General features: G+C 68.2%; 13 protein-coding genes. 11 read left to right on the top strand and 2 right to left on the bottom strand.

What is annotated here, in order from left to right; all coding sequences use genetic code 11:
* The first annotated feature begins 195 nt into the window (after nucleotides 1–195).
* Nucleotides 196–1,284: a Gfo/Idh/MocA family protein gene (locus tag P5G52_RS01030; protein WP_301224132.1), complete on the top strand. Its 1,089-nt coding sequence runs from the start codon at nucleotides 196–198 to the stop codon at nucleotides 1,282–1,284.
* 35 nt (nucleotides 1,285–1,319) lie between these two features.
* Nucleotides 1,320–2,096, top strand: a complete 777-nt coding sequence (locus P5G52_RS01025; protein ID WP_301224131.1) for a ThuA domain-containing protein — start codon at nucleotides 1,320–1,322, stop codon at nucleotides 2,094–2,096.
* Here the strand turns inward: P5G52_RS01025 and P5G52_RS01020 are convergent.
* Entirely contained in the window at nucleotides 2,093–2,740 is a 648-nt protein-coding gene (locus P5G52_RS01020) for a nucleoside/nucleotide kinase family protein (protein ID WP_301224130.1), read from the bottom strand. The genes P5G52_RS01025 and P5G52_RS01020 overlap by 4 nt on opposite strands.
* Before the next feature lie 148 nt (nucleotides 2,741–2,888).
* Between P5G52_RS01020 and P5G52_RS01015 the strand changes: the two genes are divergently transcribed.
* The 6 genes from P5G52_RS01015 (at nucleotide 2,889) to P5G52_RS00990 (ending at nucleotide 10,789) form a co-directional block, all read left to right on the top strand.
* Nucleotides 2,889–3,518 (top strand): SGNH/GDSL hydrolase family protein, encoded by a 630-nt coding sequence (locus tag P5G52_RS01015; RefSeq protein ID WP_301224129.1) that lies wholly within the window; start codon nucleotides 2,889–2,891, stop codon nucleotides 3,516–3,518.
* 819 nt (nucleotides 3,519–4,337) lie between these two features.
* The gene (locus tag P5G52_RS01010) at nucleotides 4,338–5,843 is read left to right on the top strand and encodes a glycosyltransferase (RefSeq protein WP_301224128.1); all 1,506 of its coding nucleotides are present in this window, start codon (nucleotides 4,338–4,340) and stop codon (nucleotides 5,841–5,843) included.
* Entirely contained in the window at nucleotides 5,840–7,855 is a 2,016-nt protein-coding gene (locus tag P5G52_RS01005; RefSeq protein ID WP_301224127.1) for an ArnT family glycosyltransferase, read from the top strand. The genes P5G52_RS01010 and P5G52_RS01005 overlap by 4 nt, the downstream gene beginning before the upstream one ends.
* Nucleotides 7,856–7,926: 71 nt before the next feature.
* On the top strand, nucleotides 7,927–8,910 hold the full coding sequence (locus P5G52_RS01000) for a DUF4397 domain-containing protein (protein WP_301224126.1): 984 nt from the start codon (nucleotides 7,927–7,929) through the stop codon (nucleotides 8,908–8,910).
* A complete protein-coding gene (locus P5G52_RS00995; RefSeq protein ID WP_301224125.1) occupies nucleotides 8,907–10,058 on the top strand; it encodes a family 8 glycosyl hydrolase in 1,152 nt (383 codons plus the stop codon). The genes P5G52_RS01000 and P5G52_RS00995 overlap by 4 nt, the downstream gene beginning before the upstream one ends.
* 35 nt (nucleotides 10,059–10,093) lie before the next feature.
* Entirely contained in the window at nucleotides 10,094–10,789 is a 696-nt protein-coding gene (locus tag P5G52_RS00990; RefSeq protein ID WP_301224124.1) for a sortase domain-containing protein, read from the top strand.
* Between the two features lie 67 nt (nucleotides 10,790–10,856).
* On the opposite strand, the gene P5G52_RS00985 is transcribed toward P5G52_RS00990, so the two are convergent.
* Nucleotides 10,857–11,723 (bottom strand): hypothetical protein, encoded by an 867-nt coding sequence (locus P5G52_RS00985; protein WP_301224123.1) that lies wholly within the window; start codon nucleotides 11,721–11,723, stop codon nucleotides 10,857–10,859.
* A 670-nt stretch (nucleotides 11,724–12,393) separates the two neighbouring features.
* On the opposite strand from P5G52_RS00985, the gene P5G52_RS00980 reads away from it, so the two are divergent.
* From P5G52_RS00980 to P5G52_RS00970, 3 genes are read left to right on the top strand one after another with little or no spacing between them, the layout of a single operon-like run.
* Nucleotides 12,394–13,851: a hypothetical protein gene (locus P5G52_RS00980; protein WP_301224122.1), complete on the top strand. Its 1,458-nt coding sequence runs from the start codon at nucleotides 12,394–12,396 to the stop codon at nucleotides 13,849–13,851.
* A 54-nt stretch (nucleotides 13,852–13,905) separates the two neighbouring features.
* A complete protein-coding gene (gene pelF / locus P5G52_RS00975) occupies nucleotides 13,906–15,600 on the top strand; it encodes a GT4 family glycosyltransferase PelF (protein ID WP_301224121.1) in 1,695 nt (564 codons plus the stop codon).
* Nucleotides 15,597–16,736: a putative glycoside hydrolase gene (locus P5G52_RS00970; protein WP_301224120.1), complete on the top strand. Its 1,140-nt coding sequence runs from the start codon at nucleotides 15,597–15,599 to the stop codon at nucleotides 16,734–16,736. Before pelF ends, P5G52_RS00970 begins: the two co-directional genes overlap by 4 nt.
* Nucleotides 16,737–16,779 lie beyond the last annotated feature (43 nt).

The raw sequence follows: 16,779 nt of genomic DNA, 5'->3' as shown, positions 1-16,779 counted from the left end.
CGGGCGCCGAAACCCTTCCCGACAGTCGGTGCGCACTTCCGGTACGTCCGCTCCTGGCCGTCGGCACGGTCGGCCACCTCGTGCCACTGCCGACCCGTTCCAGGAGCACGTGGACAGCACCCGCGGCCGGGCGGTAGGACTACTGGAGGGGCTCACGCCGTAGCCGCCGGACCCGAGAGCGAAGGACCGCAATCCTTGGACGAGCACGAACCGCACGGGCAAGGGCGCCTCAGGGTAGGCGTGGTGGGCATCGGCTGGGCCGGACGCCAGCACCTCGAGGCCTACGCGAACCGGAAGGACGTCGAGCTCATCGGGGTGGCCGGCATGGAGCCCGCACTCCTCGCCGAGCTCCGCGACGAGTACGGCATCCCGCATGCGGTCGCGCGGTGGGAGGACCTCCTCGCGCTCGAAGGGCTCGACGCCGTCAGTGTCGCCGTCCCCACGTTCCTCCACGCACCGATCACGGTTGCCGCGCTCGATCGCGGCCTCCATGTACTCAGCGAGAAGCCGCTCGCGCGGACCGGCGACGAGGGCCTGCTCATGGTCGACGCGGCACGCAGGGCCGGTCGTGTGCTCGACGTCGCGTTCAACCACCGCCGGCGGGGCGGCATCGCCGCCCTCAAGCGCATCATCGACGACGGCGGGCTCGGCCGTCCCTACTACGCCAAGGCGTCCTGGCTCCGCCGCTCCGGCATCCCGTCGCTGGGCAGCTGGTTCACCAATCGGGAGATGGCGGGCGGCGGGCCCCTCGCGGACATCGGCGTCCATGTGCTCGACTACGCGCTGTACCTCCTCGGCGAGCCGAAGGTCCTCTCCGTCTCGGCGTCGACCTACGCCGAACTGGGCACCCGGGGCCGGGGCGGGGGAACCTACGGCGCACAGGCGGCGGGCTCGGCATTCGAGGTGGAGGATTTCGCCTCGGCATTCCTCCGGCTCGAAGGCGGCGCGACCCTTCTCGTCGAGGCCGGCTGGGCCGCCTATCGCGATGAGGACGACCTCATGGATTTCCGGGTCTACGGGACCGACGGCGGCGCCGAGATGACCAGGACCGGTGCGGCGAGCGACGCCGTGGAGGTCCTGCACGTGTTCACCGAGGACGGCGACTACGACCCGGAGATCGGTCCGCCCCTGGGCCACCGGGGTGTGGTCGACGACTTCCTCGCCGCCATCCGCGCGGGCGAGTCCGAGTGGGGCAGGCACGACGGCTCACTCGCGCTCGCCCGGGCCCGCATCATCGACGCCTGCTACGCATCCGCAGCCCAGCACCGGGAGGTCCAGCTCTGATGGCACACGACGAGGCACACGACAAGGCACACGACGTGACACACGACAGGGAGGACGACAGGACGTTCGACAGCAAGCCCGCCATCGTCGTGTGGAACGAGGGCGTCCACGAGGCCCGCAATGAACCCGCGACCATCGGCGCCATGTATCCGCGGGGCATCCACGGAGCCATCGCGGAATCCCTCGGACGCTACTTCCCCGGCTCGGGCATCTCGACGGCGACCCTGGCGGACCCGGAGCACGGACTCACCGAGGAGCGCCTCGCGGGCACCGATGTGCTGCTCTGGTGGGGGCACATCGCCCACGGCGAGGTGTCGGACGACGTCGTCGACCGCGTGCACCGGCACGTCCTCGGCGGCATGGGCCTCGTGGTGCTGCACTCAGGCCACTTCTCGAAGATCCTCACGCGGCTCCTCGGCACCACGTGCTCCCTGAAGTGGCGGAACGACGGCGAACGCGAGCTCGTGTGGACCGTCAAGCCGTCCCACCCCATTGCCGCGGGAATCGCGAGTCCGATCGTCATCCCGGAGCAGGAGATGTACGGTGAGCTCTTCGACATCCCGGAACCCGACGACCTGATCTTCATCAGCTCCTTCGAGGGCGGCGAGGTGTTCCGGTCCGGCGTGACCTTCTCCCGCGGCAAGGGCCGGATCTTCTACTTCAGCCCCGGCGACCAGGAGTACCCCGTCTACCACCATCCCCAGGTCCAGCGCGTGATCGCCAACGGCGTCGACTGGGTGGCACAGCCCGGTAGCGACCGCGCCGCACCCGGCGTCGGGAACCCTGCACGCGGCTGGTTCCTGGAGGGCTAGCCGATCCGCCAGCCCGAGACGTCGAGGATGCGGTCGGCAGCGCTTCTGGTGGCATCGACGAGGCCGGCATTCGGTTCGTCCACGCGCCGCACCCATTCCTCGGCGTCCCCTGGTGACTTGCCGAAGCGGACATGCCGGTCGATCAGCCGGCGACGGCGGACGTCCGCGTCGAGGTCCACGAACCACACTTCGTCGAGCTGCTGCCGCGCCTCGCGCCAGCCCGGCCGGTCCAGCAGCAGGTAGTTCCCCTCCGTCACCACGAGCGACACCGAGGGAACCACCGCGAGTGCGCCGGCCAGGGGCTGCTCGAGGGTGCGCTCGAAGGCCGGCGCGTAGACCGGGTGGTCCGGGCAGCTCCGGAGCCTGGCGAGCAGGGTGGCGTAGCCGTGGGCGTCGAAGGTCTCCGGGGCGCCCTTGCGGTCCAGCAGCCCCTGCCGTGCGAGCTCGGCATCCGCCAGGTGGAAGCCATCCATGGGGACCTGCGCCCGGGTGTCCGGATCGAGCGCGGCAAGGGCGCCCGCCACCGTCGACTTCCCTGCCCCCGGCGGACCGACGATCCCGATCAGCACACGCCTGCCGTCCGTCGTGGCAGGGGCGAGCGGCAGGAGGTCCTGCGGTCCGGTGACGACGAGGGCTGGACCCACGTGTCCTCCTCTCGGATCGGTCCCGACGCCGAAGGTCCCGGCGCGGAGGGCTTCTACTCCATCTTGCCCTCCTCCGCCACCACGGCAAGCTGTGGTGGCGGAGGCACGCTGCAGCGACGATGGAGGGACCGACCAACCAGGAGGCCGCATGGGACACGTGGTGCTGCTCGGAGACTCCATCTTCGACAACGGGCGGTACGTCGATGGCGGGCCCGACGTCGTCGAGCAGGTACGCGACGCCCTCCCGCAGGACTGGAAGGTGACGCTCCTGGCGGTCGACGGGGATGTCACCTCAGGCGTCGCACGCCAGCTGCGCGCACTGCCGCCGGACGCCACGCACCTCGTGGTCAGCGTCGGCGGGAACGATGCGCTCGGCTACCAGCACCTGCTGCAGCGGCCCGTGCGCGGCGTCGCCGACGCGCTGCTCGCCTTCTCGGCCGCCCAGCAGGACTTCGCACGGGACTACGACACCATGACCGACGCCGTCACGGCGGTGGGCCTGCCCACGGCGGTCTGCACGATCTACGACACACCGTCCTCCGAACCGGGCTACGCCGTGATCCGCACGGCGCTCGCGTTCTTCAACGACTGCATCACGCGGGCGGCGTTCTCACGCGGCGTGTCCGTCGTCGACCTCCGCCTGGTGTGCGACGACGACGGCGACTACGCGAATCCCATCGAGCCCTCGGTCCAGGGCGGCAGGAAGATCGCCGCAGCCATCTCCGCATTCCTCCTGCCGGAGCCGGCAGCACGACTTTCGGCCGTAATCGCCCGTTGATCATTCCGGAATGCTGATGGTGCGGCAGCGCGTGTCGACAGAGAAGCACGCGGGCCGGGTATCCTCACCTGGCAAGAAATTCTCCCCGCACGCCCCGTATTAGGGTATAGAGAAGCCACCAAGGGTGCGGCGGGCCGGCGGAAATGCGATTCTTCCGGCGGTTCCGTATTCGATGGGCGTGCGTTTCCCCGCCTCATTGTCCGCAGAAGCAGCAAGCAATTCGATCGCCGTTCCTGCCTGCCGTTGCACTCCGACTATGCGAATACGGTCGAGCCCCTGAGGTATTCGACATGTTCCATAACCTCACCGCCGAAAATGCTCAATGAGACAGTTCCCTCAAAACCTCAGTGTTGCGCGCACGAATCCGAGTGGCCACCGACAGAAATCACAGTAGGCGATACTCGTGATCCCCCGTCTCCTGCTCCCTAGGGTTGAAAACGAGGGAGAGGCCGAGCGGTTCCTGCTGTCAGGGGACCGGGCGTACTCCCGGGTCATCGCACCGCCGTCAGCGTAGATTGCAGCAGATGGAGCCGTGCCTGGCACTTCTTCAGCTGACGCGTGATCCCCCCGAAACGGGTCGGCGGCGCCTAGCTCTCTTGAGACCGGAGCATCCCAGCGCGCCGCCGACTCTCGGTCGACTGCGTGACGTTGACCGAGATTTTGTGCGTTCGGGTCGAGGCCCGGTTGGCGTCGTCCTCAGCGACCCGAGCCCGTCCCTCCTCGAGGGTCCCTGCCGATGACCGAACGATGGTTCGCCTGCCGAAGTGACTTGCTGGCCGGCTCGGCCGTCGACGCCAGACACAACTGAAGAAGGTCTCATTGAATCCGAACAGCGAACCAGTCGAAGTGCCGGCCGCCGAGCCGGCACCCCTGCTGACTCCGGTCCCTGACACGTCCCCCGCGCCTGACATCGCGCCCAATCGCGGAGCAGCCGCCGACGGAGGGGTATCGGACACGCAGCTCCATTCGCTTCTGCCCGACTGGTCTGTGGGGCAATGGATCGGGTACACCAGCATGATCCTCGTCGCGATCCTGTTGACCGTCATCGCCGTCACCACCCTGTGGTGGATGCTTCATGCCTGGCGTTCGCGTGACAGCCTGCAGCGCACGGGATTCTCGAGGACGCCGCGGCCCGCGGCCGAATCCTTCACGCTCCTTGTGCCGGGCAGGCACGAGGAGGAAGTGATGGGACAGACACTGGACAAACTCGCGGAGCAGGATCACCCGGACTTCGAGATCATCGTGATCGTGGGGCATGACGATCCTGGAACCGAAGCCGTGGTCCGTGCCGCTGCCGCCCGGCATCCGCACCTCATCAAGGTCGTCGTCGACTCGTCCGTTCCCAAGAACAAGCCGAAGGCACTGAACCTCGCACTGAAGTCGGCGCGCGGTTCGGTCATCGGAGTCTTCGACGCCGAGGACGACGTCCACCCACGGCTCCTCTCGCTCGTCGACTCCCGCTTCACGGAAACCGGGGCCGATGTGGTGCAGGGCGGTGTGCAGCTGATGAACTTCGACACGACGTGGTGGTCGCTTCGGAACGTTCTGGAGTACTACTTCTGGTTCCGGTCCCGGCTGCACTTCCATGCCAATGCGAAATTCATACCGCTCGGCGGGAACACCGTGTTCATTCGTCGCACCTGGTTGGAGTGGTCCGACGGGTGGGACGCGGAGTGCCTCGCCGAGGACTGCGAGGTAGGTGTCCGGCTCTCGAGCCAGGGAGCAACGGTCGCCGTGGCCTACAGTCCCGAGGTCGTCACGAGGGAAGAAACACCTGGCACCCTTACGTCGCTGTTCAAGCAGCGGACGCGCTGGAACCAGGGCTTCCTGCAGGTCCTCGGGAAAGGCGAATGGCGCAAACTGCCGACGAAACGGCAGCGCCTGTTCGCACGCTACATCCTGGCGATGCCTTTCCTGCAGGCCGCAACCGGTTTGCTGATACCGGTGTCGATAGCCCTCGTGATCTTTGCCAAGGTTCCCGTCGTCGTCGCACTCATCACCTTCCTGCCGCTTGCGCCGACCATCGTCACCCTTGCCGCCGAAGCTGCAGGGCTCAGCGAATTCGGTCGGCTGTACGGCAAGAAGGTGCGGCTCCGCGACTACGTCCGGCTGGTGCTCGGGACCTTTCCCTATCAGGTGTTCCTCGCCGCCGCCGCGGTACGTGCTGTGTACCGCCAGCTGAAGGGCGAGAACTCCTGGGAGAAGACCGAACACAGCGGAGCGCACCGCACCACCTTCGACACCCCGGAGCCGCAGCAAGAGTTCGCCGGTGTTGCTACCTCCACGTCGGCCGCGCAGCTGAGCACGTCAGGAGCCTCATCATGAGCACCACCCTTCACCGCCCCCCGGCCCACCGGCAGGACGTACCGGCTCCCGTACGCGCACCCGAGCAACGACCGGCCCAGCGCCCCCTGCGATCGGTATGGAACCGCTGGTGGCGCGTCCACGGACGGGCGCCTCTCTTCCTTCTTCCCACGCTGCTCATTGCCGGCCTCGTCCAGGCATGGAACATGGCCGGATCACCGCAGCGCATCGACGACGAGGGGACGTACGTCGCGCAGGCCTGGGCGATCACCAACCTCGGCGAACTGGCCCACTACACCTACTGGTACGACCACCCGCCCCTGGGCTGGATACAGCTGGCAGGCTACGCCCAGCTCACCGGCGCCTTCGAACGCTGGGATGCCGCTGTCATGGCCGGACGGGAGGCCGTCCTGGTAGCCACCCTCATCAGCACGGCCCTGCTCTGGCTGCTGGGCCGCAAGATCGGGCTGAGCCGGGCAATGGCTACGGGAGCTGCGCTCCTGTTCGCCCTGTCTCCGCTGGCACTGCAATTCCACCGCACCGTGTACCTCGACAACATCGCCACCCCCTGGCTCCTGGGGGCCCTGATTCTCGCCATGAGCCGCAAGCATCAGCTCGCAGGATTCGTCGGTGCCGCGGTCGTGTTCGGCGTCGCCGTCCTGACCAAGGAGACCTACCTCCTGGCGCTGCCTCTGGTGGCTTTCGTCATGTACCGTTCGGCGTGGCCCGCGACGCGGCGCTACACCCTGTCCGTCGCAGCGACCATGCTCGCCCTGGTCGGTTTCGGCTACATCCTGCTCGCCACGGTGAAGGGTGAACTCATCCCGGGATCGAACCGGGTCAGCCTCGTCGACGGGATCGCCTTCCAGCTCTCGTCTCGGGCCTCGAGTGGATCGGTGACGGACCCTGACAGCCTCATCAGCCGCACCTTCGGGATGTGGTGGCAGCTCGACCAGGTGTTCATCCTGGCAGGCCTTGCCGCGTCTCTGGTCGGCCTGTTCATCAGGAGGCTCCGCCCGTATGCAGTGCTGGTGCTGGCCCTCGTCGTCTTCATGTTCCGGCCGGGCAGCTACCTGCCGGTGCCGTACATCATCATGCTTTTGCCGTTCGCCTCGCTCCTCGTCGCCGGGGTGACGGGTTGGGCCTTCTCCCGGCTGCGGCACGGATCAACCGTCGGCCGGGCCGGTGGTGCCGCGATCATGGCAGCGCTCGTCCTGGCCGTCGTCACTGCGGTGCCCCTCTGGACGACGCAACTGCGCGGTTTCCTTCTCGCCGATCTCGATCGGCCGAGCGCCCAGGCCGAGGCCTGGCTGGAGAACAACGTGCCCCGCTCCAATCGCCTGGTCATCGACGACGCGATGTGGGTCGACCTCGTGCGCAGCGGCTTCGATCGGGACAACGTCATCTGGTACTACAAGATGGATACCGACGCCGATGTGATCGACGCGTCCCCCAACGGGTGGCGTGATGCGGACTACATCATCACCACCAATTCGATGCGGACCTTCCCGCAGCAGTTTCCCCAGGTGAACGAGGCGCTCACCAACTCCGAGGTCGTGGCGTCCTTCGGCGTCGGCGCCCAGGCGGTCGATGTCCGGCGTATCCACCCGGAGGGGATTGCTGCACGGACCGAGCAGGCAGAGCTGGAATCCGCAGGCAGGGCGTCCCTGGGAGCCGAGCTCGAACAGAACCCCGCCCTCGTTCTCGACGAGAACAGCAGGGCCCAGCTGGTCGCGGGGCAGGTCGATTCCCGGATCGTGGCGGCACTGAGTCGCCGCGCAGCCATCGATGACCGCCTGTCCGTCTCCTTCCCCCCGGTCGATGGCGAGGACGGAACCCTCCGCCGGCAGGTACTGATCGCAGGAGCAGGCGGAACACCCCTGACTCCGGGTACCGCGGAGGCAGCCGCCCAGCAGCGATGGTTCGAGGACCTGACCGGTGATTTCGCCGTCGCCTCCGCGGTCCAGACCGCCGACGGTGTCCTCGCAAGGTTCTCGGTCGAAGCGCCTCCCAGCGTTCTGCCCGCGCAGTGACCGCCACCGGCCGGACCCGCGTTCGGCGTTTCCCGATCGATTCCCTCTTTCTACCGTTCAGGAAAGTATCCATGACTGCTTCAACAGACAGCTCGATCGGCCACCCGGGACACCGTGCTCGGGCCAGGCCGGGAAGAACGCCCGTGCGTGCGGCGACGGTCCTCCTGGTCACTCTCATCCTCGGCGTGGTGGTGTCCGTTGTCGGGTCGGGCCCCGCTTCGGCAGCTGAGGAAGCGCAGACGCCCCACGGGTGGGCACGGGTGGCTCACTTGTCGCCCGATACCAGGTCGGTCGACGTCGCGCTGACTGCCGTAGCCGGCGGGCAGATCCTGTTCGACCTGAAGGACGTCGCCTACGGCGATGTGTCGGATTACCTCCGGCTTCCCGTGGGGGCCTATGTCGTCGACATGACGCCCACGGGAAGCACGGAGAACTCCACGCCGGCTCTCAGCCAGCTCATCACCGTGAAGGCGGACCAGCCCCTCACGCTCGCCGTCCTCGGTACCAGTGCCGACCTCACTGCGAAGGTGGTCAGCGACGACCTCACCCCTCCTGCCGATGGCCAGGCGCGCGTGCGTGTCCTGCAAGCCAGCACTGTCGCCGAGACCGTGGAGATCCAGACCAGCATGGGTATGACGATTGCCGCCGGCACGAAAAGCGGGGAAGTCACCGGGTACGCGACCGTCCAGGACGGACCGTGGGATCTGCAGCTCTTCGCTGACGCGCGGAAGAGCCAGGCGAGTATCGATCTCGCCTCCGGCAGCGTGAACACACTCCTGGTGCTCGACAACGCTTCCGGCGGGCTCACGGTCAAAGTGATCCCGGACAGCGGGTCGGTGACTGACACGCCCGTCGGCGGCACCAACACCGGCGCAGCACCGTCCGGGAGCAGTCCCTTCGAAACCGCGCCCGGTGGCTCGAGCACCATCGACGACGTCGTCGGAACTTCCTGGCCTGCCGTCCTTTCCGTCGTGGCGGGCGTGGGTGTCATCCTCGTCGTCGCGCTCGGCGCACCGGAAAGGCTCCTGCCGGCGCTCGGCCGACGTCGCCGATGAGACGAGGGACCCTCGCCTGGATCATCAGCTGCGGCACGGTGGCCCTCGCGGCCACGGTCGTCGTCGCGCTCTGGTCCACCGGCGTGCTCCCGCTGAAGACGGCACCGTCGCAGGCGCCGAGCACCACCAGCGGCCCTGTGGCGGAGGACGTGATGACGGCCGAGGAAGCATCGATCGATTTCCTCGACAACTGGGTCGACGGTGACGGCCGCGTCGTGCGACACGACCAGGGCGGGGACACCGTCAGTGAAGGCCAGGCCTACGGTCTGCTCATCGCCCTGGGCGCGAACGATGAGGGGCGCTTCGACACCATCTGGCGATGGACGCAGTCCAATCTGCTGCGCGCCGACGGACTGCTGGCCTGGCGCTGGAAGGACGGGGAGATCGTCGACGACGAGCCGGCATCGGATGCGGACGTCGACGCGGCGAGGGCACTGGTGCTGGCAGGATCCCGGTTCGACCGACCGGACCTCACGGAAGCGGGCAACTCCCTTGCTGGGGCAGTTATCGGGTCCATGACCGCGCAGACCCCGCTGGGCCGGATACTCCTACCGGGAGTGTGGGCTGCCGGCGGGCCCGACTACGACTACAACCCGTCCTACGCGTCGCCCGTGGCCTTCGGCCTCCTCGCTGAAAGCACCGGGGACGCCAGGTGGGCGGAGCTGAGGACGGGTGGCGCCGACGTCACGGCTGCACTGCTGACGAAAAGCCCGTTGCCGCCGGACTGGGCACGGGTCACCGCGACAGGAGACGTCCATGCGATGGCGGGAGCCGCGGGAAACGGTGAAGACGCACGGTATAGCTACGATGCTGCCCGGCTGCCCTTACGCTTCGCGGAGTCATGTCTCGAGGAAGACCGCCGGCTGGCCGCGCAGATGCTCCCACCCCTCACACGGGAAGACCACCTGCCCGTCTCACTCGATCTCGGCGGTACTGCCCTGAACTCCGACGAGCACCCCATCGCCTATCTTGCACGCGCGGCCGCGGCCGCCTCCGCAGGAAACGCATCGGAGGCGACCGACGACGTGGGCCGGGCGAGCGACATGGCCCAGCAGTACGGCACGTACTACGGCGCCGCGTGGACCGCGTTGGGAAAACTCATGCTCGAGACCACCACGCTCGGTGGGTGCGCACCCCTCGCCAACTGACCTGTTCCGCACAGGCACAACGACAAAGGTACGAATTGCCGAACTCGAGACGTCAGGCGCGCTTCGCCGTCGCCACCGGGATCCTGGCCGCTCTGCTCCTCAGCGGCTGCGGAGCGCCCGATGGCTCGGACACCCCGAGCGCCCCCACCCCCAGTCCAGCCACCGCGCCCAGCTCGACACCCGCGATGCCTGATACCCGCCCATCCGGGAACGCCGGTGCCTCCGCGGCATCAGCCGGGGGACTGCAGGACCCCTCGGAGGCAGCGCCGTCGGCAGACTCCCCAGGTGCAGCCCCCGTCAGGATCAGCATCCCCGCGATCGGCGTCGACGCCCCACTGGAAGTCTTGTCCCTGGACGCCGAGAATGCACTGCAGCCGCCCGTTGCCTGGGACGCCGCCGGTTGGTACGACCGAAGCCCCCTCCCGGGCGATCGCGGCCCCTCGGTCATCGCCGGACACCTCGTGGCTCCCGATGGACCCGCTGTCTTCGTCGACCTCGGCGCACTCGGACCAGGGGACCAGGTGACGGTGACACAGGCGGACGGAAGCACGGACACCTTCGCCGTCGACCGGACCATCTCCGCGGAGCGCACCGATTTCTTTCCCACCGAGGAGATCTACGGACCGACACCGGACGCTCAACTACGCCTGATCACCTGCGATGGCGAGTACGACCCCGCGCGCGGACACTGGACCCGCAACATGGTCGTCTTCGCCACGGCTCTGCAGTGAACCCGCCGCAGAACCCGCTGTTCCTCCACCAGCACGACCAGCGGGGAAGACCAGCGGGGAAGAACAGCTAACCGGCCGGGCGCAGCGACGTGATCATCGCCCTGATGTCCTTGTACTCCTCCGTCTCCATGTAGGCCTGCGGGGTGTCGATGTGCTCGGGCTTTCCCGGGTAGATCTCGAAGGGGTCATAGGTCCCACCGAAGGCAGCCCCCGACGGCGGCCACGTGAAGAAGTGCGCGATGGGGCACGCCGTCGGGCCCGTGGGCTCGGGCCCGGACGTGATCCCGTACGCGAGCGTGGAGGCGGCCACCGGATCGGTGACGGAGGGGTCCGTCCGTCCCTCGAACACGAAGCGCGGCGTTCCGGAGTCCTGGCTGAGGGCGGGCAGCACCTCCGAATCGAGGAGCGAGTAGGGGAGCTCCTCCGGGCAGACGGCGCCCGTGACAAGGTTCGTGCGCAGGGTCGCCAGTCGTCGGCCGGTGCCATCATCGACGACGACCAGCACCCCCTCGGGGGGTGCTTCCGGCGCGTCGGCGACGGCCCAGTCCACGGGGTGGTCGAAGGACAGGCTCCCGTCCGACGTGGTGTAGGTCGCCCAGTCGCCGTCCGCAGCGGGGTCCGACGGCTGACCGGACGGCTGGCCCGGGGGCTGGTCCGAGGGCTGGTCGGACGGTTGCCCGGACGGCGTCGGTTCCGCGGGTGACGATGTCGGAGCTCCGGACCCGGTGGGCTGCTCGGACGGTTGCCCGGTTGGTTGCCCGGAGGGCTGGTCGGACGGCGTCGGTTCCCCGGAGGAGCCGGCTGATACGGGCTGCGCTTCGTCCGAGGCCTCGGGCGTGCCGGTGGCGGCCCCGGGAGAGCCGCAGGCGGAAAGGATCAAGGCGAGGCACAGTGCCCCTGATGACAGCAGCGCTGGAGTTGCTGGGCGACCCATGGTTACTCCTTCGTATGGTGGGTGGATCGCTCCATGGTGAGCCCGAATCGGGGCAGGCGACAGAGCCGCTATGGAACCGTTGCCGTCGTCGTCGAACCGTTGCCTGTTCGTCGACGGTTCGTGATGCTGCGCGGGTCGTTCCTGCGGCTAGACCGGCTCCTCCAGCAACTCGGGCGTACCGATCCCGGCGAGCCGGCAGAACTGCACGGCGAGCCTTGGAGGATATCTGCTGTTCCGCCGGTCCGGGGGTGTTCTTTGTCACGGCTGGGGCAGATGTGCAATATGTCACCTTGTGTGCATCCCCGATACCTCTCGGAAACCGCGCGGATACGCGGACCCAAGTAGTCCGAGCCCCGCCGAGTGAGTAGTGGGACGCCCTCCTTCACGTAGGCAGGTCGGCTCAGGGCAGTGGAACGCTGGATGGGTAGGTAGGACCTACTCGTGTCCGGCCCCTGGTCCGGCCGATAGCTTGATCGAGGTGCTCGCTGGCAGAGCCGGCGACGACGCACCCATGCCCTTCGGGCGGGACAACGACCGGATCTGCCACCTGCTGGCACCCCAGGTGCGTGGCTCCGGCTACAGCGCAGCTGGAAATACCCGTCTCACTCACGCCTCACACGAGGCCGTCGACCGGCTCATCCCGCCGCGCCGACGGGCCCAAGGGAAACCCATGACATCTCTGCAGTCCCTCCTCCAGGACTCCATTGCCCGACGCCGGGCACTGGTCATCATCGTCGCGCTCGTCCTGACGGCCCTCGTGCCGCTTGCGGACACGATCCTTCCGTCTGGCTGGTCGTACGCCCTGCTGGCCGGCGGGGTTCTGCTGGTCATGGTCGCCCTGCTCATGCTCGCCCGTCCTGCCGCCTCCAGCGGCGAGCGTGTGGAGTCCGACAGCGGTGCGCGCCCCGGTGCCGGGCTCCTGCTGTATCTCTCGCCCGTGATCCTCCTGAACCTCGTGTACCCGCTGGTCAGCCCGGCCATGGCCGCTGTCAACGTCGGGGGTGTGCAGCTGACCCTCGTGGTGCTCGCCTCCTCGATCACCGTGCCGTGGCTCGCGCAGGCCGCCTGCCTCCCGGCCTACCGTGCCATCGGGGACCTCATGGCGGAACGGGACATGGGCGCCATCACCCGCCGTTTCTGCACCACCTGGCCGGCGATGTTCGTGCAGGCCCTGCCGCTCGTGGTCGTCTTCGCACTCCCGCTCTGGCTTGCCACCCGCTGGTCCTTCACGGCCCTCGCCACCTACGCGGCCCTCTGCGCACTCCACCTGCTCTTCGTCCAGTCCCTCGTCCTCGCGAACGTCGGGGACCGCCGCGGGCTCTGGGCCATTGCCTGGATCGCCTACGCAGCCGCCCTCTTCGTGGCCCCCACCATCTGGTGGCTCCCGCCGCTGCTCGGCGCTCTCACGCAGATCGCCGCCATGGGGCGGGGGCTGGCGTCCCTCGGCCTCAGCCGGCGCCTCGGCGCGCGCGATTTCTCCTCCGACCTCGTCCGCGGGCTCCTCCTCGGGGCCGTCCTCTGGGCCGACAAGTTCGTGCTGTTCCTCGTCACGGGCGGCGACTTCCAGGTGGTGATCGTGTTCCTCGCGATGCTGCCCGCCGTCGTCGCGTACAACTACTACTTCGTGAATCTCGCCCCGCGGGTGGACAAGGCCGTCGCCACCCTGCACCGGACGATCGCCGAGGAGCCGCTCACCGTCCTCGCCACGAGGTCCAGGAGACTGAGTCGAACGGTGGACCGCGCCGTCCTCAGCACGGGCGCCGTCGGCATGGTGCTCACGCTTGTCATCTCCCTGCTCCTCGAGGGGATCCAGCCCGTGAACGTGCTGCTGGCGGTCTCCGTGGGCGTCGCATCCTGGGCTTTCATGATCCTTACGCTCCTCAGCTACGAACTGGATTACATCGGCGAGAAGATCGTGCCGCAGGTGCTCGGTGGGATCCACCTGGCGCTCTGCGTGGGCGCCTTCCTGCTGATCGGTGCGACGCAGACCTCCGCAGGCGCGGCGTTCGCGTACGGAGCACTCGTGGTGGCGGACCTCGTGCTCGTCGCCGTCGCGTGGGTGCTGTACAAGCGCCACTGGTCGCAGCCCGAGTACACGCTGTTCTGGCGCCACGCCACGTCCTGGTAGCACCGCCGCACACCCGCCAGCCTCCACCCGCTTTCAGCCCACGAAGGAAGAACGATGTACGTGTTCAAGACCCCGAAGGCCCGCCGCGCAGCACTCGAGCACCCCGCCGCCGTCGTCCCTGCGGCCCAGGCCGCAGCGCAGGGCCACTACGAGGACGTCGACGTCGCGATCGTCATGGAATCCACCTACCCGTACCTCAAGGGCGGTGTCTCCGCGGTGGTGCACGACATCGTCACGCACAACCCCGACCTGACCTACGGGATCATCCACATCACCTGGGACTCCGACGCTCCCCATGAGGACCTCTACGGCATGCCCGACAACGTGGTCTGGGTGCGCCCCGTCTACCTGAGCATGCAGGAGCACCGGCACGATTTCATGGCGGTGTCCGCGAAGGACCTCGGCATGACACCCGCCGAGCGCGCGGCCCTCGCCGACCGCCTCTTCGATGCGCTCTACGCACTGTCCGAGCGGCGCGAGGTGGAGCCGCTCTGGGAACTCATCGACGAGGGTTTCAACGCGCGCACCCGCACCTACCCGCTCTGGGCCCTGCTGGGGACGCGGGAGTTCATGGAGGCCCTCTCCGTCCGCATGCCCCAGCTCGACCTGTCCCTCGCGGACTCCTTCTGGACGCTGCGCAACTTCCTCTCGCTTGCCTACGCCGTCCTCGGGGACACGATGCCGAGGGCGCGCGTCTACCACGCACACACCACGGGCTACGCCTCGCTGCTCGGTGCCGCTGCCGCGCGGGACCACGACACCTCGTTCCTGCTGACCGAGCACAACCTCTACGTGCGCGACACCGTGAATACGCTGCTGGACCGCAACATGGCGCTGTCCATCACCTCGGAGGACTACCGGACGTTCGACGTCACGCCGGAGCAGCGCGCCTGGATGGCGTGGTGGACCGAGATGGGCCACTTCTGCTACCCGAGCGCCGCCCTGATCACCTACCTGTACCCGACGGCGATCACCGAGGCCGCGCGCCTGGGCACCGACATCGACAAGGCCGTCGTCGTGCCCAACGCCATGGTCATCGAGGAGTTCGATGACAAGTACCGCGCCCGGCTCGCCGCGCAGGAACACCTGGAGCAGCACGGCGACGACCACACGTGGAGCCTCGTCTACATCGCCCGCGTCGTACCGATCAAGGGACTCCTCGATCTCCTGTCGAGCATGGACATCCTGCGCCGCCACGGCTTCCCGAACCTCCACCTCGAGGTCCTCGGCCCCACCGAGCACGTGCCCGAGTACTACGAGGCGTGCCTGGCCAAGATCGACAGCCTGGGACTGCACGACCACGTGACCATCCACGGCACGGTCAACGTCCGGGACATGCTCGACCAGTTCGACCTCCTGGTGCTGCCGAGCTACAACGAGGGCCAGCCCATCGTGGTCCTCGAAGCCATGGCAGCCGGCATCCCCACCGTCGGAACCGATGTGGGCGGCATGAGGCAGCTGATCGGGGACGAGCTGTACACCACCGACGGCCGTACGGTCGGCTCCTGCGGGGAGCTCGTGGTCGCCGGGGACGTCCAGCAGATGGCGGAGAACATCCGCACCGTGATCGGGAACCGGGAACTCTACGCGGAGTACGCCGCCAACGCCCGGACACGCGTGCAGGAGTTCTTCCAGATGCACGAGATCATGTCCTCCTACAACGAGATCTACCGGACTGTCGGCGACATCACCGACCTCCGCGGCCTGGACACGGCCCAGTTCGAGGACGTCAGCCGGATCGACTCATGACCGGGGTCGGGGCGTGGATCCGGTACGGAGACCCGCTGCTGCCAGGGCAGCTCGAGTTCGCCGCGGAGCACTACCGGGTGGCGATCCTGCAGCCCTGGGAGACCGCCGCCGCGGAGGAGCTCAAGCGCCGCCGTCCCGATATGACGGTGCTCTGCTACAAGTGCCTGTCCTCGACGCGGAGCTATGAGCCCGGGCCGGTCTACACCTCCGGCGTCTCCTATGCCGAGGCGGAGAGCCAGGCCGGCGCCCCTGCGGGCAGCGGGACGGACACGGGGACGGACACCGAGGCGGACACCGGGACGGACGGCGGCTGGTTCGCCACCCGGCTGGACGGCAGCCGCATCGAGTGGGAGCGCTATGCGGGCCACTGGCAGATGCGCGTCTGGGATCCTGCGTACCAGCGCCGCTGGGTGGACAACGTGGTCGCCGAACTGCGCGACTCACCGTTCGACGGCGTCATGGCGGACAACGACGTCTTCGAGGACTACTACGGGCTGCAGCTGCCCATTTCCGGCGCCGCGGACATGGCCGCGCTCCGCTCCGCGCTCGGCGACCTCGTGGATGCCGCGGGTGCGGCGCTGAACGGCGTCGGGAAGATCCTGGTGCCGAACATCGCCGAGTCGCGCCGTGAGCCGGGCAGATGGCAGGCCCACGCCGCCTACGGTGGGGGCTTCGAAGAGGTGTGGCTCGGCTACAGCCCGGTGGACCTCTTCGATCCGGTGACCGCCGAGGCGCAGCTCGCACAGGCGGCAGGGCCGGGACTCTCCATCCTCCGCGTGCCCACCGACGGCGACGACCGCCACCCCAACTTCGCGTACGGGCTGTCGGCGTTCTGGATCTTCGGCGAGGGCAGGGGCGCATATTCCGCCACGGCCCACGATGATTACAGCCGCACCCAGTACGCCCCGGAGCTCGACTGGCAGCTCGGCGCCCCGCGCACGGAACCCAAGGGCAAGAACCACGCCTGGTGGCGGGAGTTCGACGGCGGTTTCGCGGCGGTGAACTTCAACCGGGACGGCAGGCGTCGACGCAAGGTGCGGATCCCTGCGGGCCTCGTGGACGCCGACGGTCGGCCTGCTCCGTCGTCGGTGGTACTCCCGCCGCAGCGCGGGATCCTCTACCGCCGCCCCGCCTGACCAGCGGTCACCCGCAGGCTTGCAGCAGCCATCTGCAAGCTGT

This window comes from Arthrobacter burdickii, from assembly GCF_030433645.1.
Lineage (GTDB): Bacteria > Actinomycetota > Actinomycetes > Actinomycetales > Micrococcaceae > Arthrobacter_D > Arthrobacter_D burdickii.
The sequence above is the reverse complement of the archived record's forward strand: the minus strand, read 5'-3'. Positions and strand labels throughout refer to the sequence as shown.